This window comes from Micromonospora sp. M61, from assembly GCF_018070245.1.
Taxonomy (GTDB): Bacteria; Actinomycetota; Actinomycetes; order Mycobacteriales; family Micromonosporaceae; genus Micromonospora; species Micromonospora zamorensis.
In genome coordinates this window covers 22877-42196 of sequence record NZ_JAGPYA010000050.1, presented here as the reverse complement: position 1 = coordinate 42196, position 19320 = coordinate 22877, and the positions used below count along the sequence as shown (strand labels likewise).

Sequence of the window (19320 nt, the reverse complement as noted above, 5' to 3'; positions counted from 1 at the left end):
GCATTCTCCTCGGGGATCCGTCATCGCCAACTGAAGGCCGGCGGGAAGGTCCGGCCGGTCACCTCTTCGCGGGCGGCCACGCAGAAGGCACGGACAGCGGCACGGACCGGCTCCGTCTCCTGGCCGAGGACCTTGAAGATGAGGCCCGCGTCGTTCGGCAGTCGACTGACGGCGCTGGCCAGCGGCGTCTCCTCGTCCCAGACCGGCGTCGAGGTCCGTTCGTAGACGCGGGCGGCCCGCTCCGGGCTGGTGAGGAGTACGACGTTGCCGAAGATGTGGAAGCGATCCATGACGCCGAGCCGCGCCACTGGGAACTGCCCGGGAGCCACCACGAACTTCTCCACGAACAACTGCCGGCCGTCGGGCCGCTCCGCGCCCAGGGAGGAGGAGAAGAGGTCGTAGGCGAAGAGTTCCCCGTCGCGGTAGTACTTCCGGCCGGGTTGGAGGACCTCGCCGTAGAGCATGGTGGCGCTCTCCGGGAGCCGCACCCGGGTGTCGGTGACGAACCGGCTGCCCCGGTACGGGATCACGGGCTCCGGGAGGTATTCGAGATAGGTGTCCTCGGCCAGGGTGAAGCGCTGGATCTGCGAGCCGTAGTTCGCGTCCATCTCCTGGATCTTGGTGGCGGCCTGGGTGACCAGGTGCGCCTGGCTGCCCGGTGCCAGGTCGACGTCCATGTGCAGGCGGTCGCCCTGGAGCACACCGCCGGAGGTGGTGAGGATCATGACGCAGGGAAGCTGCGGCATCTCCTCGTCCCAGTAGAGCGCCCGCTGGACGAGCAGCGGTGACTGCCGGTAGAGGTCGTGCAGGATCGTCCGGTCACCGCGCCGTTCGAACCCGAGGCGCAGCACGCCGACCTTGCCGTTGGACGCGGCGGGCAGCTGTGCCGGTTGGTCCTGGTACGGTGCCAGTTCCCGCGCACCGTCCAGTGTGATCATGCGACCACTTCGGCGTCGAAGAGCGCGTTGCGGCGGATCAACGAGACGAGTTCGTCGATGCCCTCACCCGTCTTGCAGTTGGTGAACATGACCGGCTTGCCGTTGCGCGTCACGTCCGCGTCGCGGGCCATGAGATCGAGGTCGGCATCCACGTAGGGGGCGAGGTCCGTCTTGTTGATCACGAGGATGTCGGACTTGGAGATCCCCGGGCCGTTCTTGCGCGGGATCTTGTCGCCGGCCGCCACGTCGATGACGTAGATGAAGTAGTCGACCAGGGCGGGGCTGAACGTCAGCGTGAGGTTGTCGCCGCCGCTCTCGATCAGCACCACGTCGCTGTCCGGGAACCGGGACTCCATGTCCTCCACCGCCGCCAGGTTCATGCTCGGGTCCTCGCGCACGGCGGTGTGCGGGCAGGCCCCGGTCTCCACCCCGAGGATCCGGTCCTCGACGAGGACCCCGGTCAGGGCGCGCCGGACGTGTTTCGCGTCCTCGGTGGTGACGACGTCGTTCGTGATCACCAGTACGCGCAGCCCGTTGTCCACGAAACGGGGCACGACAGCCTCGATGATCGCGGTCTTGCCGCTGCCCACCGGGCCGCCTACGCCGATACGACTTGCCGACTTCATGATGTGACCAGTCCTTCTGGGAGACGTGTTGAGGGTCAGAAACGTGTGGATCGCGGAGGTCAGCTCTCAGCTCATGAACATCCGCACGTGGATGTGCTGGTGCGCGCCGGCCAGGACGTCGATGTGCGGTCCGAAGCTCTGCATGTCGTCGAGGTCGGCGGTGCGCACGTCGCGGTAGTCGTCGGTGACCTTCTCGTTGACCGCGAACAGGATCGACTGCGCGTCGAGGTGGTCGACCCGCATCAACCGGATGGCGGCGCTGAGCACCGTCGAGGCGGCGCCGTACTGGTGGGCCGCGAACGCGTCCTCCTCGGGCACCCCGAGGTCGGCGAAGACCACACCGAGCGCGACCGGGTAGGTGACCGGCGCGCCCGACGCCGACTCGCCGAGCCGCTTCTTGAGCAGGGTCTCCCCGACGATCCGGGTCGCGGCCTCCGCCAGCTTGCGCCCCATGCGTACGGACATCGTCCGCATCTCTTCGTTGATCTTGCGCAGGTGGACGGCCTCGTCGGCACACCGGATCCGGTCGAGGTCTCCCGCGACGGCGGCACGGTGCCCGGCGAGCAGGGCGACACCGTCCCCGGTGGCGGCGAGCCGGGTGACGGTCCGGACGTAGTCCTGGAGGGTCTCCCGATCGTGCACGACGCCGTGCTGGACGGCCATCTCCAGACCGCTGGAGAAGGAGAAGGCGCCGACCGGGAAGACCGAGTCGCCGAACTGCAGCAGCTTCAGGGTTTCCGCCATGGTGCGCACCGTCCGGCCCCGCTCAGTTGAGGTCGGCGGGGAGGTGGGAGTGCGGCGTCGAGTCGGCGCCACCGAACAACCGCCGCGACTCGTGCGGCGCGAGGTACGCGATGACCTCAGTGCCGGGAACGAACTCGTGGGTGATCCCGGTGAAGGCGTGGGTGCGCATCACCGAGTCCATGACCTTGCGGTCCACGGTCAACGGGACGTACATCTTCGTGCCCTTGACCACGGCCGGCCAGTGCTGGTTGCCGATGGCGTGACCGAGCTCGACGGCCGAGCGGATGAGCAGCTCGGCTGACTCGCCGCGCAGCTTGTCGAGGTGGACCACCATCACCTCGCCCAACTGCACCCGGGCCACCACCGCGGTGGCGGTCAGGTCGTCCCAGGCGAGGACGTCGCCGTCGCGCAGCCGGACGCCACGCGCCAGCGCCACCGACAGCTCCGACCCGGAACTGGTCATCTTGCGGATGCGGCTCTTCTGGGCGTCCCACTGGTCGAGGACCAGGTCGTCGATGCGCGCTTCCTTCAGGCGCAGCGTCCAGTCGGGCTCGTTCATGTTGCCCAGCACCGTCTCGACGAGCACGGGCCTCTCCTCTCGGTCGGTGTGCCGGGACCAGGCACGTACGAGACGGTCCCAACGGGGTCAGCTGAAGAAGTAGAGCTGGCTCAGGGGCAGGTTCCGGGCCGGCGGCACCGTCGCGTGGACGCCGTCCATCTTCACGGCGAACGTCTCCGGATCGACCTCGAGCTTGGGAAGCCGGTCGTTGCGGACCATGTCCCGCTTGGTGAGCCCCCGGGTCCGGTAGACCGGCATGACCTGCCGTTGCAGGCCGAGCTCCTCGGCGATGCCGGCTTCGTGCGCCGCCCGGGACACGAAGGTCACGCAGGTCTTGGCGAGCTGGCTGCCGTACGCGGCGAACGAGGGCCGGTAGTAGACCGGCTGCGGGGTCGGCAGTGACGCGTTCGGGTCACCCATGATCGACCAGGCGATCATGCCGCCCTTGAGGACCAGCTTCGGCTTCGCGCCGAAGAAGGCCGGCTCCCAGAGCACGAGGTCGGCCATCTTGCCCGGCGTGACCGAGCCCAGCACGTGCGAGATCCCCTGGGTGATGGCCGGGTTGATGGTCATCTTGGCGACGTACCGCAGCACCCGGAAGTTGTCGTTGGCGCTGGAGTCCTCGGCGAGCTTGCCGCGCGCGGTCTTCATCTGCCCGGCGAGCTGGATGGTCCGCAGCCAGGTCTCGCCGACGCGCCCCATGGCCTGCGAGTCGCTCTGCATCATCGAGATGACGCCCTCGTCGAGCAGGACGTCCTCGGCCGCGATCGTCTCGGTCCGGATCCGGCTCTCCACGAAGGCCACGTCCGAGGGGACCTGCGGGTTGAAGTTGTGACAGACCATGATCATGTCGTACAGCTCGGACTGGCTGTTGATGCCGTAGGGCACCGTCGGCGTGGTCGAGCTGGGCAGCACGTTCATCTGGCTGGCGACCTTGATGACGTCCGGCGCGTGCCCACCACCGGCGCCCTCGGTGTGGAAGGTGTGGATCGTCCGGCCCTCGAACGCGGCGATGCTGTCCTCGAGGTAGCCGCTCTCGTTGAGAGTGTCGGTGTGGATGCTGACCTGCACGTCGAACTCGTCGGCGACATCCAGGCAGGCCCGGATCACCGCCGGCGGGGCGCCCCAGTCCTCATGGATCTTGAAGCTCGGCGCGCCGGCCATGATCTGTTCGACCAGCGGCGCACGGCCGGTGCTGTTGCCCTTCGCCATCAGACCGATGTTGATCGGGATGGTTTCGAAGGCCCGCATCATCGCGTGGAGGTTCCACGGACCCGGGGTGATGGTGACGCCGTTGGTGCTGTCGGTCGGGCCGGTGCCGCCGCCCCACAGGGTGGTGACGCCGTTGCTCAGGGCGGCGTACGCCTGCAGCGGCGTCACCAGGTGCACGTGCGTGTCGATGCCCCCGGCGGTCAGGATGAGGTGCTCGCCGGAGATGGCCTCGGTGCCCGGACCGGTCACCAGCTCGGGGGTGACCCCGTCCATGATGTTCGGGTTGCCGGCCTTGCCGATGCCGGCGATCTTGCCGTCCTTGACACCGACGTCGGCCTTGATCACGCCGAGGGTCGCGTCGACGATCGTCACGTTCGTGATGACCAGGTCGAGGCCACCCTGCGCGTTGGTGTACTGGTTGTTGACCCCCATGCCGTCGCGCAGGGTCTTGCCCCCGCCGTACATCACCTCGTCGCCGAGGACCCGGAGATCCTTTTCGATCTCGATGTACAGGTCGGTGTCGCCGAGCCTGATCTGGTCGCCCGTCGTCGGGCCGTACATTCCGGAATATTCTTGCCGCGAAATCTGGCTCATCGAATCATCTCTCCTGCCCGAGGCTGGCAGCCCTGCGGGATAGCGGATCTACTTCTTCTTGTCCTTGGGGCTGTCCTGCTGCTCCGGGGCGAACTTGAAGCCCCGCGTCCTGGCGTTGTGGATCGCCTCGGTGCGGTCCGGCCGGTAGCTGGGGGTCGACTCGCTGCCGCTCCACCCCTGCACCAGGCCGTTGAATCCGTACACGCGCTGCTGTCCGCCGAAGGGGATGAGCTCGACCGTCTTCTTGTCGCCCGGCTCGAAGCGGATGGAGGTCGTCGCCGGGATGTTCAACCGCCGCCCGAAGGCCGCCTCGCGATCGAAGGCGAGCATCCGGTTGGCCTCGAAGAAGTGGAAGTGTGAGCCGACCTGGATCGGTCGGTCGCCGGTGTTCTGGACGACGACCTCGGTGACCGGCCGCCCCGCGTTCAGCTCCAACGGCTGGTCGCTCAGCACGTAGCCCCCGATGGGTCGCACGTGCTTCGAGTTGGGGCCGGGATGTTGCTTGGCCATTTCCTGCTCCACCTTCCTGGAGATCGCCTCTGGTTGGCTGCGCCTATCGGATCGGTGAGTGCACGGTGACCAGTCGCGAGCCGTCGGTGAAGACCGCCTCGACCTGGATCATGGGCAGCATGTCCGGCACGCCCGGCATCACGTCGTCGGCGCTGAGGGTGCTGCGGGCCTCGTTCATGACCTCTTCGACGGTCTTGCCCTCCCGGGCCCCCTCCAGGGCCGCGGCGCAGATCACCGCCACGGCCTCGGGGTGGTTCAGCTTGATCCCCCTGGCCTTGCGGGCGTTGGCGACGATGGCCATCGAGAGGATCGTCAGCTTGTCGAATTCCCTTGGTGTCAGATGCACGTCCTGGTCCTTCGCGACTGTCGGTCGGGAGCCGCCATTGCGCCGAGAGGACTCGCCACAGGGTGAGCGCTTACGCTTGACCCTAATGAGGTGCTTTGTCCTACTGATCCGTTTTGGGCGGCTTCGGATCGACCGTACGCCTCGCCCCTGCGTCGCGGGTCAGAAGGCGTGAATCACGCCGTACCGGTCGACCGGTCATCGGCACGGTGCGGACGCCGAGCACGAGCGTCGGTCTGCCACATCTGCTGGATCTGTTCGAGGGTCCTGCCCTTGGTCTCCGGCAGGTACCGCCAGACGAACAGAAAGCCGAGCACACAGGTGCCGGCGAAGAGGGCGAACACTCCCGATCTCCCCAGGGCATCCAACATGCTCAGGAAGAACTGCGTGATGAGGTACTCGGTGCCCCAGTGGGTGGCGGAGGCGATCGCCACGCACCGGCCACGGATGCGGCCCGGGAAGATCTCGTTGATGACCGTCCAGGCGGTCGGCCCGATCGACATCGCGTAGAACGCCACGAACATGACCACACCGATCAGCAGGAAGATGCCCGCGTCGGTGGGATGGTGCCCGGTCGCTCCCGCCGTCCGCGCCGCCGGGGCCATCCTGGCGAAACTGATGCTGACCACCACGAGCGAGACCGCCATGCCCAGCAGCCCGACCAGCAGCAGCGGCCGGCGACCCAGCCGGTCAAGGAAGGCGACCGCGACCAGCGTGAAGAGTGAGTCGACCCCGCCGATCGCCCAGGTGGTCGCCGCCAGTTGCGCCTGCGGGGTGTGGAACCCGGCGGACGAGAAGATCTCGTCGGCGTAGTAGATGATCCCGTTGATCCCGGTCAGTTGCTGGAACAGCGCCATGCCGACACCGAGCGCCAACGGGCGCCGCCACTGCGGCGACAGCACCTCCCGCCAGCCCGCCTTGCCGGCCGAGAGGCTCTCCTCGATGGCGTGCAGTCGCTGAGGCACGTTCCGCTCGGGCACTGTCGCCCGCAGGGACGCCTCCGCCCGGCGCCGGTCCCCCCGTCCGAAGTACCAGACGGCCGAGTCGGGGATCACTGTGGTGACCAGGGCGAGGGCCACACCCAGCAGCGCCGCCGCCACCAGCAGGTAACGCCAGGAGTTGCCGGCCTCGAACAGCTCGTCGGCCAGGTAACCGATGAAGATGGCGAACGTGGTGGAGAACTGGTAGACCGCCAGGAGGCTGCCGCGGATCCGTTCCGGCGCGGCCTCCGCCGCGTACATCGGCCCGGCGACCGAGGCCACCCCGATGCCCAGCCCCAGGATCAACCGCGCGCCGAACATGACCCCGATCACCGGTGCGGTCGCCTGCAGGATCGTGCCCACCGCGAACGTGGCGGCGGCGACCCACAGCGCCCCGCGGCGACCGATCCGGTCCGCGAGGTGGCCGCCGAGCAGCGCGCCCACCAGCGCCCCAGGGGTCACCCAGCTCGCCGCCACCTCGACGGCGAAGGTGTCCGCGTGGAAGGTCTGGCGAATGTCGCGGAGCGCACCGCTGATGACGCCCTGGTCGTAGCCGAAGAACGCACCGGAGAGCACGACGATCGAGACGACCGCGACGAGGTTGCGTCTCGGTGGCCGCCCCCGGCCACGCTTCGGGCCAGCGCTGGCAGTCACGGTCGCCCCCTCCGACGCGAGCCACCGACAGATCCCACCCGGGGAGACAGCCCGATATCAGGAGAATAGAACCGCTAAGTCCTCGTTGTGCGGACCAGCGGAAACGGCCCGCCTTGGCCACGGAAAGACCCCCGCCTCCTCTGCGAGGGGGCGGGGGCCGAAGTGCGGGCGGATCAGGTGGCGCTGATCGTGCCGGTCATCAGCAGAGCCAGGACCAGGGTGCCCAGCGCGACCCGGTACAGCACGAAGACGTACAGGGTGTGGTGGGCGACGTAGCGCAACAGCCACGCGATGGCCGCGTAGCCGATGGCGAAGGCGATGACGGTGGCCACGATCGTCTGCGCCACGGTGGGCACGGACGTGCCCGGGGCGGACGGCTCGAAGACGTCCCCGAGGCTGAACACGCCGGACATCACCACCGCCGGGATGGCCAGCAGGAACGAGTAGCGTGCCGCGGCCTCCCGGGTGAGGTTGAGCAACAGGCCGGCGGTGAGCGTGCCGCCGGAGCGGGACACCCCGGGCACCAGCGCCATGGCCTGGGCGAAGCCCATCACCACGCCGTCCTTCATCCGGAAGTTCTGCAGGGTACGCGTCTGCCGCCCCCAGTATTCGGCGAACGCCAGCACGAAGGCGAACACGATCAGCGTGGTCGCCACCACCCACAGGTTGCGCCCAGCGGTCTTGATCTGGTCCTTGAACAGGAAGCCGAACAGCCCGATGGGGATCGAGCCGACGATCACGTACCAGCCCATCCGGTAGTCGAGGCTGGAGCGCACCGACTTGTCCCTGATGCCGACCAGCCACGTCCGGGTGATCCGCCAGATGTCCTTGGCGAAGTAGATCAGCACGGCCGCTTCGGTGCCGAGCTGGGTGACCGCTGTGAACGACGCCCCGGCGTCACGGTCGAAGAAGATCGCCGAGGTGATCCGCAGATGCCCCGACGAGCTGACCGGGAGGAACTCGGTCAGTCCCTGGACGATGCCCAGGACGATGGCCTCGACCCAGGTCACTCGCCAACTCCGGAGAGGTCGAGCGCCTCGGCGACGGTACGCAGGGTCTGCACCCCGCTGTCCCGGTCCGCCACGAACAGGGTCACCGACAGCGTGGTGACGCCGGCGGCAGCGTACTCCCGCATCCGCTCGGCGATGCGCTCCTTCGGGCCGAGCAGCGAGGTGCGGTCGATGAACTCCATCGGTACGGCGGCGGCGGCGTCGCGCTGCCGCTTGGCCAGATACAGGTCCTGCACCTCGCGGGCGGCGTCGCCGTAACCCATCCGGGTGGCGAGCTGGTTGTAGAAGTTCTGCTGGCGGCTGCCCATGCCACCCACGTACAGCGCCGCGTACCAGCGCACCAGCTCGGCGCAGGAGGCCACGTCGTCACCGATCACCACGGGCACCGACGGCACCACGTCGAACCCGGCCAACTCCTTGCCGACCTTGGCCCGCCCGGCGCGGACCGAGGCGAGCTGCTCCTCGGCGAACTCCGGGGCGTAGAACACGGCCAGCCAGCCGTCGGCGATCTCGCCCGCCAGCTCCAGGTTCTTCGGGCCGACCGCCGCCAGGTAGATCGGAATGTGCTCGCGTGGCGGGTGGAAGCCCAGCCGCAAGGCCTTACCGGGGCCGTCGGGCAGCGGCAACGTGTAGTGCTCGCCGTCGTACGCCACCTCCTTGCGGGCGATGGCCAGCTTGACGATGTCGACGAACTCGCGGGTCCGGGCGAGTGGCTTGGCGAACCGCACACCGTGCCAGCCCTCGGAGACCTGCGGGCCGGAGACGCCCAGGCCGAGGCGGAACCGACCACCGGAGAGCGCGTCGATGGTGGCGGCGGTCATGGCGGTGGCCGCCGGCGTACGCGCGGGGATCTGCATCACCGCGGCGCCGACGTCGATCCGTTCGGTCTGGCCGGCCATCCAGGCGAGCATGCTGGGCGAGTCGGAGCCGTAGGCCTCCGCCGCCCACACCACCGAGTAACCCAGCCGGTCGGCCTCCTGGGCCAACGCCAGGTGGTCGGCCGGTGTGCTCCACGCCGTCTGGTATCCGAGACTGAGCCCGAGTCGCACTGGTCCTCCCCCATCCGTGGCACAGGTCGCACCAGGTTACGCAATGCCGATAACAGACTCGATCACCGGCTCGACACCTTTGGTCCCCCCTCCATCGGGGCAGCCCATGGCGGCGGAACCGGCAGAACCGGCAGAGATACGGGAGCGAGGATATCTCTGGCGGCAGGTTCGAAATAAGGTTCACCCATGCAACAGCGACCGCTCGGCCGAAGCGGGCTGGCGGTTTCCCGGCTCGCGCTCGGCACCATGACCTGGGGCCGGGACACCGACGCCGACGATGCGGCCGCCCAGCTGAAGAGTTACCTGGACGCGGGCGGCAACCTGATCGACACCGCCGACGTGTACGGCGACGGCGACGCCGAGTCGGTGATCGGCTCACTGCTGGGCTCCCTGGTGCCCCGCGAGGAGCTGCTGATCGCCACCAAGGCCGGTTTGCGCCCGGGCAGCGGCCGGCGCCGGGACGGCTCCCGGGGGCACCTGCTGCGGACGTTGGACGCGTCCCTGCGGCGACTGGGCACCGACCACGTCGACCTGTTCCAGGTGCACGGGTACGACCCGGACACCCCGCTGGAGGAGACCCTGGCCGCCCTGGACCACGCGGTGGCCAGCGGCAAGGTCCGCTACGTCGGGGTGTCGAACTTCTCCGGGTGGCAGACCGCGCGGGCCGCCGCCTGGCAGACCGCCTGGCCGGGGCGGGCGCCGGTGGTCGCATCCCAGGTCGAATACTCGCTGCTGGAGCGGGGTGTGGAGCGGGAGGTGCTGCCCGCCTGCGACGCGCTCGGTCTCGGCGTGCTGCCCTGGTCGCCGCTGGGCCGGGGAGTGCTGACCGGTAAGTACCGGCACGGCCGTCCGGCGGATTCGCGGGCCGCGTCGCCGCACTTCGAGCGGTTCGTCGCCACGTACCTGGACCCGCGTTGCTCCAGCATCGTGGAGGCGGTGGCGACCGCGGCCGGCGGGCTGGGTGTGTCGCCGCTGGAGGTGGCGTTGGCCTGGATCCGGGACCGGCCCGGGGTGACCGCGCCGATCCTCGGCGCCCGGACGGTGGGGCAGCTGCTCGGCGCGCTCCAGGTGGAACGGATCACACTGCCCGAGGAGATCACCACAGCGCTGGACGACGTCTCGGCGGTGCCGGTCGGCTACCCCGAGCGCGACGGCTGACCCACGCGCCGGGTCACGGGCAGACCCGTCGGCCAGCGCACCGCGCCCGACGCCGTCCCGGTCACGGCGTCGGACGCTGTCCGGGGAGGTCCTGGATCGCGGTCAGGAAGCGCGACTGGTCGTCGCGGAGCGCGGGCTGGGTGAGTCGGATCCACGAGCCGTCGTCGAACACGATGGTGGAGGCGAGCTGCACGAGCCCGCTCGCGCCACGCTCGGAGTCGACCCGGGCCACCCGGTCGCGGCGCACACTCCACAGCACCCGCGGTTGACGGCGGTCGGGCCGGTCGGCGTCCGGGCGGGGACCCATCCGCAGTAGGTGGAGGTGGGTGTCCGTCACCGCCAGCGGGGTACCCGTGTAGCGCTCCAGGAAGAGCAGGAGGCTCCCAGCGAGGGTGGCGAGGTCGCCGCTGAAGACGTACCGCCGGCGGTAGGCGATCTCGGCCAGCTGGTCGGCCAGCGGGCGGTACAGGCTGAGCCGGAACAGCGCCCGGAACGCCTCCTGCTCCTCGGTGAGCGGGATCGGCTCCCGTTGGGCGGGTTGCTGGGGCAGGCCCGGCTCCGGCGCCGCCAGCTCCGGCACACCGGCAGCGATGGCACCGGCCTTGCCCGGCAGCAGCAGTACGCCCGCGGCCAGCCGCACCGGCGTCAGCACGGCGTCCACCCAGACCACCGGGTTGACGATGTTGAGCAGCCCGAACAGCACCTTCGGGTCGAGCGAGTCGACCAGTTCGTTTGTCATCACGTCGGCGAGCTGCCGGCCAGCCTTGTGCGTGTCCGGGGCTCGGACCGGGCCGAGGCCCACGTAGCGGAGCTCCTGCCCGAGCAGGAGCGGCGCCACCAGGGCGCGCTCCGGCTCGTCGCTGGTGCGAAACTCGTCCCGCAGCTCGCGGGCCTTGTCCCGGGCTGCCCGCGCGCCGCCGAGCACCGCGTCGGTGAACCGACCCAGCCGACCCCGCTCCCCTGACATCACCCGTCGCCTCCCTAGCGGCCCGACGGCTGACCTGCCGGCGGCTGCCTGAAGACATTCTGGTCGATCCAGTCCGAGCCGCCCTGCACCGCTCGGTCGATCTGGTCTTCCACGGGCGATAGCCGCCTGCCCGACGAGGCAGTAGGGGTCGGCGCTCCAGCCGCCCGTCCGAGACCGGGCGGCGCGCACAGGGCGGCACGAACCGCCCACGCCAGCGTCGTTGGTCACCCCCGAGGGGGTGGCGAATGGCCGCTGGGCTGGGCAGCATGGATGGCATGGACTACGAATACGCGCCGCTGCGGCTGCCGCCGAACGTCGACCGGTTGACCGCCGCGGCGCAGTTGGCGATCCAGGCGGAGTTCTCAGGATGGGAGTTGGCCCGGGTGCGGCTGTACCGCGACGGCACGCGGCAGGTGGTGCTGCGTCGCCGGCGGGTCAACCAGCCGCAGCCGGGCCTGTCGTACTGAAGAGTCGGGCGGAAACGCCCGGGGCCCCGAACCGGGCCCCGGGCGTGATCCGACCTAGTGCTGGTGCCCGGCGTGGTCGTGGTCGTCGTCGAGCTCCAGGAACGGATGCTCGTCGAGCCGACCGACCAGCCGGTCGTCGGCCGCCGGCTGGAACGGGCCGACCGCGTCGTCGTCGTCGAACGACTCCAGGTCGACCGGGGTGCCCACCTCGCTGACCATGACCACCCCGTCGAGCGGTTCCAGCTCGGGGACGTCCAGCGCGCCGAGCGAGCCGTCGCCGCTCTGCAGCAGCTCCAGCACCGCCTCGCCGACGCCCTCCACCGGTGCCGGCTCGTCGTCCTCGGGAGTGCCCTCGCGCCGGGCCGCCTCGGCCACCCGCAGCAGCGCGGCGACGCTCGGCACCCGGTAGTCGCGACGCTGGCGTACCGAGATCACCCGCGGGTGCGGGTCGCTGGCCTCGGCCCCGTCGACGCCGCCGAAACGCTCGTCGGCCTCGTCCGGGTCGATCGAGTCGACATCCCACGGCGTCACCTCACCGAAGGCGTCGAGCAACCGCTCGTCGTAGGCGAAGGAGGCGTTGTTCAACGCCACGTACGCCTGCCAGACGTCGTCGTCGTCGACGCGGCCCTGAGCGGCGCGTACGGCGGCCAGGTGGTGGCGGGCCGCTTCGATCACGCGCTCGAGAGCGGCGTCCAGCTCACCGTGCTGGTCGGTCATGTGGGGCAGTCCCTTCACGATGGGGAGATTGCGTGCCGGCGGCAACTGCCGGACACGGCTAGCAGGTGCGGAGGAACCGGTCGAGCACCCGCACGCCGAACTGTAGTCCGTCCACCGGAACCCGCTCGTCGATGCCGTGGAACAACGCCGAGAAGTTCAGGTCGGCGGGCAGCCGGAGCGGGGCGAACCCGAAGCAGCGGATGCCGAGCTGCGAGAACGCCTTGGCGTCGGTGCCGCCGGAGAGCATGTACGGGACCGGCCGTGCTCCCGGGTCCTCCGCGCGCAGGGCCGCCGACATGGCCTCGACCAGGTCACCGTCGAAGGTGGTCTCCAGGGCGGGCTGCCGCTGGACGTACTCGATCGCGATGTCCGGGCCGACCAGCTCGCGCAGCTGCCGCTCCAGCAGCTCGGACTGGCCGGGCAGGCTGCGGCAGTCGATGGTGGCGGTGGCCCGGCCGGGGATGACGTTGTCCTTGTAGCCGGCGCTCAACCGGGTCGGGTTGGCGGTGTTGCGGATCGTCGCGCCGATGATGTTGGCGATCGGGCCGAGCTTGGCGATGGCCGTCTCCGGGTCGTCCGGGTCCAGCTCGATGCCGAGCAGGTCGGAGACCTCCGTCAGGAACGCCCGTACGGTGTCGGTGACGACCACCGGGAAGCGGTGCCGCCCGATCCGGGCGACCGCCTCGGCGAGCGCGGTGACCGCGTTGTCGTCGTGCATCATCGAGCCGTGCCCGGGGCGGCCCTTGGCGTGCAGCCGCAGCCAGTCGATGCCCTTCTCGGCGGTCTCGATGAGATAGAGCCGCTGGTTGTCGTTGACCGAGTAGGAGAAGCCGCCGACCTCGCCGATCGCCTCGGTGCAACCGTCGAACAGGCCACGGTGGTTGTCCACCAGGAAACGCGCGCCGTAGTCGCTGCCCGCCTCCTCGTCGGCGGTGTACGCGAGCACGATGTCGCGCGGGGGTCGTACGCCGGTGCGCTGCCAGTGCCGCACCACGGCGAGCACCATCGCGTCGAAGTCCTTCATGTCGATGGCGCCCCGGCCCCACAGGTAGCCGTCGCGCTGCTCGCCGGAGAAGGGGTGCACCGACCACTCGTCGGCGTCGGCGGGCACCACGTCCAGGTGGCCGTGCACCAGCAGCGCGCCCCGGCTCGGGTCGGTGCCCGGGATGCGGGCCACCACGTTCGCCCGGCCCGGTGCGGACTCGTGCAGGACGGACTCCACGCCCACCTCGGCGAGCTTCTCCGCCACGTACTCGGCCGCGCGGCGCTCGCCCACGCTGGTGTCGTTGTCCCCGGTGTTGGTGGTGTCGATGCGCAGCAGGTCGCGGCACAGGTCCACGACCTCTGCGGTGGGGTCGGGTCGGGCGGAGGCGGCATCGCTCGTCATCGCCTCTTCATACCAGCCCGCGCCGGTCGACAGGCCGGCGCACCGGCGCGGACCGGTCGGAGCGGTGGCGCGGCCAGGCCACGCACCCGTCGCGCACGCGCCGACACATCGACGGGTCGGTTTCGCCGTGAGCGCGTTCGGGTACCGCCGCCTGCGACCGTACGTCCCTGCCGGAGCTTCCGCCCGCCAGTCGAGGAGGGCACCATGTCCACCGTTCCCCTGCCGCCGTTGCCGCCCGCACCCGAGGACGGCTTCCGGCCCGGTGGTCGCAGCATCGCCGACATCGTGGACCGGGAGCACCGGCAACTAATGGCGCTGCTGGACCAGCTGACCGGCCCGGACGCCACGCCGCAGGGAGGGCTGCCGGTGCTCAGCGCCGCGCTGTCGCGGCACCTGTCCGCCGAGGAGCAGTACCTGCTGCCGGCGGTGCGTGCCGCGCTGCCGGCCGCGACCGAGCGCGTGGACGCCGAGATCGCGGCCGACGCCGGTCTGCTGAACGCCCTGAAGGGGCTGACGGATGATGCGTTGACCGAGGTCGCCGAGCGGGTCCGTCAGCACGTCGACGGGGTGGGCGGGCTTGTCACGGAGTTGCGCGCGGTCGCGACCGATGAGGAGCTGATCCGCCTGGGCAACCGACTGGAGATCGCCGAGGAGGCGGCGCCGACCCGGCCGCACCCGGGCACTCCGGGCACCCCTCCGTGGAACCGGATCGTGGAGCCGGCGGTCGGCGTGGTGGACAAGGTGCTCGACGTGGTGACCCGGCGGCCGACGTACCTGGCGGACCTGCCGGAGCCACCCCGCGACTGAGGCAAGGCCACGCTCGCCAATGCATTCATTATCACCGATCCGCTCGGGCTATTCCGCCGGCTGACCCGTGGTCCTACCGTCACCCTATGAACCTGGAGCTGCGTCACCTGCGGGTGGTCTGCGCGATCGCTGAGACGGGGAGTGTGACGAAGGCGGCGTCGGCGCTCGGCCTGGCCCAGCCGGCGCTCACCGCCCAGCTCCAGCGCATCGAACGGACCCTGGGCGGCCCGCTGTTCGACAGGGACCGGCGCGGCGCCCGGCCCACCGCGCTCGGCGAGCTGGTGCTGGCCCGGGCCCGGGTCCTGCTGCCGGCGATGAAGGGACTTCAGGACGAGGCGGCCCGGCTGGCCGGCGCCGGCGGGGCACCGCCGTGCTACCGGTTCGGCGGGGTCAACAGCCCGATCCTGGGCCGGCTGGTGCACCGGTTGGCGGCCGAACACCCGCCCGCCCAGATCACCACGTTCGCGTCCTGGTCGGTGGACGAGTTGGCGCAGTTGGTGGCCGGCGGCCGACTGGACTTCGCGCTCACCGGTGTGTGCGGTGACGCCATCCCGTCGGCCGGGTTCGGGTTGAGCTGGCAGGAGGTGGCCATCGACCCGGTGCTGGTGCTGCTGCCGGAGTCGCACCCCCTCGCCGAACGCGACGAGGTGCGCCTGGCCGACCTGCGCCACGAGCAGTGGGTGGCCGCGCCGGGCGACGGCTGCTTCGGCGACTGCTTCGCCGCCGCCTGCGCCCGCGCCGGCTTCACCCCCCGCAAGGTGTACGAGACCGACATCCGCGGCTGCGTCGACCTGGTGGACGCCGGCGTGGCGGTGGCGCTGTGTCAGGCGACCTTCCGCCCGGTGGCCGGGCTGGTGACCCGCCGGATCGCCGGCACACCGCTGCGCTGGCGGCTCCTGCTCGGCTGGCACCCGGACTCCCCCGCCGCTCAGGGCGCCGACCTGGTGTTGGAGACGGCCAAGGCGGCGTACGTCGACTCGCTGGCCCCGCATCCGGAATACCTGTCCTGGCTGCTGAGCAATCCCGGGTTCGGTGTGCGGCGACCCAGCGGGATCCGACCGGTCTGAGCCGGTATTCCCTGCCGGTGGCGGTGCGAACCGCCGTTGGCCGGGTATCTGGCGGACATGACCGACCTCTACCCGCCCGCCGACGACCGCGAACTGCTGCGCCAGGCGGCCGCCGCGCACACCGCCGCCACCCGCCAGGTGGAGGCGTTCCTGCGCCGCCTACCGGCGGTGCCCGACCCGGCCGACGTCACCGAGTACGCCAATCTGCTCACCCGGGAGGACCAGACCCGCGGTGACCGGGACGCCGCCGCCGACGCGGCCGGCCTGACCATCGGCAGCCTGGAACCCGACCAGGGCCAGTAGCAGGACGCCGAACGGTGCCGTCCCCGCCCGGGACGGCACCGTCGTGCGTTCGCTCAGTCAGCGTTCGATGAGCGGGTCGTGACCCAGGTCGAGCAACGAGTGCCGCCAGTTGTCGTCGGCGTTTCCGCGCGACGGCTTGGCGTCCATCAGCTCGCGGATGCGCTCGACCGCCTCCCGCATCACCTCGATGTCCTCCGGGGTGAGGTCCACCTTGCGCTTGTTCAGCACCTTGAGGATCTCCCGGCCCGGCTGGGGCAGGTCGAGGTTCGGGTTCGGGCTGAACGACTCCTCCCCGGAACCCCGGGTCAGCAGCCAGGTTCGCAGCTGCTCCGACGGGACGTTGACCTCGGCGTGGAAGTCCTCCCAGAGCACTTCCACCTCGGGGTCGAGCCTCGCTTCGCGTACCATCAGGTCTCCTCTCCGGGCGGCGGCCCGGACGTCTCCGGGTCGTCCTGGTCGGTCAACGGACGCAGGCCCTCGGCTGCCAGCCGCGTTCGGCGAGGGTTCGCGGTGGGCGGCGCCAGGATCGGGTCGGGATGGTCCTCCTCGTCCCGATGTTTCGCAGGCTCGCGCGGCTCCTCGTGCTCGTCTCGTCGCGCCGGCCCGCTCATCGCGGGTGGGTGGTCGTGGCGGCGGTGTACCCCCGCTCGCCTGCGGTCACGTCGAAGGTGAGCGCGCCGTCGCGGGCGTCCACAATGACCTTCTGCCCCGGTGAGATCGCCGACTCCAGCAACATCCGGGACAGGTGGTTGTCCACCTCCCGCTGGATCACCCGGCGCAGCGGTCGGGCGCCGAACTCCGGCTGGTAACCGTGCTCGGCGAGCCAGTCGATGCCGGCGGTGGTGAACTCCACCTGGAGGTCCTGGGCGTGCATGCGGCGGCGGGTCTCCTCGAGCAGCAGCGCGGTGATGTCGCGCAGCTGCTCGGCCTCCAGCCGGCGGAAGATGATGACCTCGTCGATGCGGTTGAGGAACTCCGGGCGGAAGTTCTCCTGCAGGCGGCGCATCAGCCTCTCCCGCAGTTCGTTGCTCTCCTGCTCGCTGCCCACGTCCCCGCTGCCGAAGCCGACCGAGCGCTGGGCGCCGGTGATCAGCTCCGAGCCGAGGTTGCTCGTCATGATCAGTACGGTGTTCTTGAAGTTCACCGTGCGACCCTGGCTGTCGGTCAGCCGCCCGTCGTCGAGCACCTGGAGCAGGATGTTGAACACGTCCGGGTGGGCCTTCTCGATCTCGTCGAGCAGCACCACCGCGTACGGGCGGCGACGCACCGCCTCGGTGAGCTGACCGGCCTCCTCGTAGCCGACGTATCCGGGTGGCGCGCCGACCAGCCGGCTGACCGTGTGTCGTTCCTGGAACTCGCTCATGTCCACCCGGACCATCCGGTCCGCCTCGCCGAAGAGCGCCTCGGCCAGCGCGCGGGCCAGCTCGGTCTTGCCGACGCCGGTCGGGCCGAGGAACAGGAAGCTGCCCATCGGCCGCTCCGGGTCGGCCAGCCCGGCCCGGGAACGACGGACGGCCTCGGCGACCGCGGTGACCGCGTCGTCCTGACCGACCACCTTCTGGTGCAGGTACCCCTCCAGGCGCAGCAGCCGGTCCCGTTCCTCCTCGGTGAGCTGGCTGACCGGGATGCCGGTGGCCCGGGAGACCACCTCGGCGATCTCCTTCGGACCCACCTCGGGCACCTGCGAGGACGACCCGTCGTCGCCGTTCGCCCGACGGATCTCCTCCTCCAGCTCGGAGATCCGGTCGCGCAGCGCGGAGGCCCGCTCGTACTGCTCGTCGCTGACGGCCTGCTCCTTGTCCCGGCGTACCTCGTCGAGCTCCTGCTCCAGCTCCCGCACGTCGGAGGCGGGCGTGCGGGTACGCAGCCGCACCCGCGCGCCGGCCTGGTCGATGAGGTCGATGGCCTTGTCCGGCAGGAACCGGTCGGTGACGTACCGGTCGGACAGCTCGGCGGCCGCGACCAGCGCCTCGTCGGTGAAACGCACCTGGTGGTGCGCCTCGTACCGGTCGCGCAGACCACGCAGGATGGCGATGGTGTCGTCGACGCCGGGCTCAGGCACCAGCACCGGCTGGAAGCGCCGGGCCAGCGCCGCGTCCTTCTCGATGCTCTTGCGGTACTCGTCCAGCGTCGTCGCGCCGATCACCCGCAGCTCGCCGCGGGCCAGCGCGGGTTTGAGCATGTTGGACGCGTCCATCCCGCCCTCGCTGCCGGCGCCACCCGCCCCGACCAGGGTGTGGATCTCGTCCATGAAGATGATCAGCTCGTCCCGGTGCGCCCGGATCTCGTCGATCACCTTCTTCAGCCGCTCCTCGAAGTCGCCCCGGTAGCGGGTGCCGGCGACCAGACCGGCCAGGTCGAGTTGGACGACCCGTTTGCCGAGCAGGGTCTGCGGGACGTCACCGTCGCAGATCCGCTCGGCCAGCCCCTCGACGATGGCGGTCTTTCCGACACCGGCCTCGCCGATCAGCACCGGGTTGTTCTTGGTACGCCGGGACAGGATCTCCACGGCCTGCTCGATCTCGTCGGCCCGTCCGATCACCGGGTCGATCTGATCGTTGCGGGCCAGGTCGGTGAGGTCCTGCCCGTACTGGTCCAGGGTGGGCGTGCCGCGATCCGGCTTCGGGCCGTTCATCGGCCCGCGCTCGGCGTTGGCCGCCTGCAACGACTCGGGTTGGATCCGCCCGGCGGCCAGCATCCGCCCGGCCGGCGACTCCGGGTTGAGCGGCAACGCCATCAGGATGTGCTCAGGGCCGATGTAGTTGGCGCCCATCGCCCGGGACAGCTGGTGGGCGTCGAGCAGCGCCCGCTTGGCGGCGGGGGTCAACGACAGGTTCGGCGGCACCTCCCCGCGCGGTGCGCCGTCGCCCTTCCCCCCGAGCGCGTTGAGCAGGGTGTCCGGGTCGGCGCCGGCCCGGCGTACGAGGTCCCGCAGGGGTTCGCGTTGCAGCGCCGCCCAGAGCAGGTGGTCGGTGTCCAGGTCGCTGCTCTGACGCTGGGCGGCCCGCCGGGCGGCGTCGGCCAGCATCTCCCGGGCGTCGGCCGTCATCAGACGGGTGATGTCGACCCGGTGCGGTGGCCGGCGCCCTCCCTCGCCCCGGCCGAAGTATCTGGCCAGGAATTCGTCCCACGGGTCGGAGCCGATGTCACCGGGTCCCATCATGTCTGTCCTCCGCAGTCGGGCGCGGCACGGTCGGCAGGGGCTACCCGGCGCGCGCCCCGACAAAC

20 protein-coding genes and 1 pseudogene are annotated in these 19320 nt (G+C 70.5%); 5 read left to right on the top strand and 16 right to left on the bottom strand.

Annotated elements, in window-relative coordinates:
• Positions 1-20 precede the first annotated feature (20 nt).
• The 10 genes and pseudogenes from KBX34_RS24865 to KBX34_RS24820 form a co-directional block, all read right to left on the bottom strand.
• Positions 21-938, bottom strand: coding sequence for an urease accessory protein UreD (locus KBX34_RS24865; protein ID WP_210794122.1), 918 nt, complete (start codon positions 936-938; stop codon positions 21-23).
• Positions 935-1564 (bottom strand): urease accessory protein UreG, encoded by a 630-nt coding sequence (gene ureG / locus KBX34_RS24860; protein ID WP_210794123.1) that lies wholly within the window; start codon positions 1562-1564, stop codon positions 935-937. The genes KBX34_RS24865 and ureG overlap by 4 nt, the downstream gene beginning before the upstream one ends.
• Positions 1565-1630: 66 nt before the next feature.
• Positions 1631-2308 (bottom strand): urease accessory protein UreF, encoded by a 678-nt coding sequence (locus KBX34_RS24855; protein ID WP_247672187.1) that lies wholly within the window; start codon positions 2306-2308, stop codon positions 1631-1633.
• 22 nt (positions 2309-2330) lie between these two features.
• A complete protein-coding gene (gene ureE, locus KBX34_RS24850) occupies positions 2331-2894 on the bottom strand; it encodes an urease accessory protein UreE (protein ID WP_210794125.1) in 564 nt (187 codons plus the stop codon).
• A 60-nt stretch (positions 2895-2954) separates the two neighbouring features.
• Positions 2955-4673 (bottom strand): urease subunit alpha, encoded by a 1719-nt coding sequence (locus KBX34_RS24845; RefSeq protein WP_088948059.1) that lies wholly within the window; start codon positions 4671-4673, stop codon positions 2955-2957.
• A 174-nt stretch (positions 4674-4847) separates the two neighbouring features.
• Positions 4848-5183, bottom strand: a pseudogene (locus KBX34_RS24840) (urease subunit beta); the annotation flags it as partial.
• A gap of 43 nt (positions 5184-5226) precedes the next feature.
• Positions 5227-5529, bottom strand: a complete 303-nt coding sequence (locus tag KBX34_RS24835) for an urease subunit gamma (protein ID WP_088948057.1) — start codon at positions 5527-5529, stop codon at positions 5227-5229.
• A 173-nt stretch (positions 5530-5702) separates the two neighbouring features.
• Complete coding sequence (locus KBX34_RS24830; RefSeq protein WP_210794126.1) at positions 5703-7160, bottom strand: sugar porter family MFS transporter; 1458 nt, start codon at positions 7158-7160, stop codon at positions 5703-5705.
• Between the two features lie 173 nt (positions 7161-7333).
• Entirely contained in the window at positions 7334-8170 is an 837-nt protein-coding gene (locus KBX34_RS24825; RefSeq protein ID WP_088948055.1) for an undecaprenyl-diphosphate phosphatase, read from the bottom strand.
• Positions 8167-9219 (bottom strand): LLM class F420-dependent oxidoreductase, encoded by a 1053-nt coding sequence (locus KBX34_RS24820; protein WP_030332780.1) that lies wholly within the window; start codon positions 9217-9219, stop codon positions 8167-8169. Before KBX34_RS24820 ends, KBX34_RS24825 begins: the two co-directional genes overlap by 4 nt.
• A 186-nt stretch (positions 9220-9405) precedes the next feature.
• Between KBX34_RS24820 and KBX34_RS24815 the strand changes: the two genes are divergently transcribed.
• Entirely contained in the window at positions 9406-10377 is a 972-nt protein-coding gene (locus KBX34_RS24815) for an aldo/keto reductase (RefSeq protein WP_088948054.1), read from the top strand.
• A 61-nt stretch (positions 10378-10438) separates the two neighbouring features.
• Here KBX34_RS24815 and KBX34_RS24810 read toward each other — a convergent pair whose 3' ends face one another.
• Positions 10439-11347, bottom strand: a complete 909-nt coding sequence (locus KBX34_RS24810) for a hypothetical protein (RefSeq protein WP_210794127.1) — start codon at positions 11345-11347, stop codon at positions 10439-10441.
• Between the two features lie 272 nt (positions 11348-11619).
• Between KBX34_RS24810 and KBX34_RS24805 the strand changes: the two genes are divergently transcribed.
• On the top strand, positions 11620-11811 hold the full coding sequence (locus KBX34_RS24805) for a DUF5703 family protein (RefSeq protein WP_013734349.1): 192 nt from the start codon (positions 11620-11622) through the stop codon (positions 11809-11811).
• Between the two features lie 54 nt (positions 11812-11865).
• Here the strand turns inward: KBX34_RS24805 and KBX34_RS24800 are convergent, their stop codons facing one another.
• Both KBX34_RS24800 and KBX34_RS24795 read right to left on the bottom strand, forming a co-directional pair.
• Entirely contained in the window at positions 11866-12528 is a 663-nt protein-coding gene (locus KBX34_RS24800; RefSeq protein ID WP_141909300.1) for a hypothetical protein, read from the bottom strand.
• 58 nt (positions 12529-12586) lie between these two features.
• Complete coding sequence (locus KBX34_RS24795; protein WP_099853237.1) at positions 12587-13915, bottom strand: M20/M25/M40 family metallo-hydrolase; 1329 nt, start codon at positions 13913-13915, stop codon at positions 12587-12589.
• Positions 13916-14119: 204 nt separating this feature from the next.
• Here KBX34_RS24795 and KBX34_RS24790 point away from each other — a divergent pair, with 204 nt between their 5' ends.
• The 3 genes from KBX34_RS24790 (at position 14120) to KBX34_RS24780 (ending at position 16092) form a co-directional block, all read left to right on the top strand.
• Positions 14120-14722: a hemerythrin domain-containing protein gene (locus KBX34_RS24790; protein WP_210794128.1), complete on the top strand. Its 603-nt coding sequence runs from the start codon at positions 14120-14122 to the stop codon at positions 14720-14722.
• 86 nt (positions 14723-14808) lie between these two features.
• Entirely contained in the window at positions 14809-15789 is a 981-nt protein-coding gene (locus tag KBX34_RS24785) for a LysR family transcriptional regulator (RefSeq protein ID WP_088948045.1), read from the top strand.
• A gap of 57 nt (positions 15790-15846) precedes the next feature.
• A complete protein-coding gene (locus KBX34_RS24780) occupies positions 15847-16092 on the top strand; it encodes a hypothetical protein (protein WP_088948044.1) in 246 nt (81 codons plus the stop codon).
• A gap of 57 nt (positions 16093-16149) precedes the next feature.
• Here the strand turns inward: KBX34_RS24780 and KBX34_RS24775 are convergent, their stop codons facing one another.
• From KBX34_RS24775 to KBX34_RS24765, 3 genes are read right to left on the bottom strand one after another with little or no spacing between them, the layout of a single operon-like run.
• The gene (locus KBX34_RS24775) at positions 16150-16500 is read right to left on the bottom strand and encodes a DUF3140 domain-containing protein (protein WP_210794129.1); all 351 of its coding nucleotides are present in this window, start codon (positions 16498-16500) and stop codon (positions 16150-16152) included.
• Positions 16500-16703 carry a hypothetical protein gene (locus tag KBX34_RS24770; RefSeq protein WP_210794220.1) on the bottom strand — a complete coding sequence of 68 codons (204 nt, stop codon included), beginning with the start codon at positions 16701-16703 and terminating at the stop codon, positions 16500-16502. The genes KBX34_RS24775 and KBX34_RS24770 overlap by 1 nt, the downstream gene beginning before the upstream one ends.
• Positions 16700-19255, bottom strand: a complete 2556-nt coding sequence (locus KBX34_RS24765; RefSeq protein ID WP_088948041.1) for an ATP-dependent Clp protease ATP-binding subunit — start codon at positions 19253-19255, stop codon at positions 16700-16702. The genes KBX34_RS24770 and KBX34_RS24765 overlap by 4 nt, the downstream gene beginning before the upstream one ends.
• Between the last annotated feature and the right edge of the window lie 65 nt (positions 19256-19320).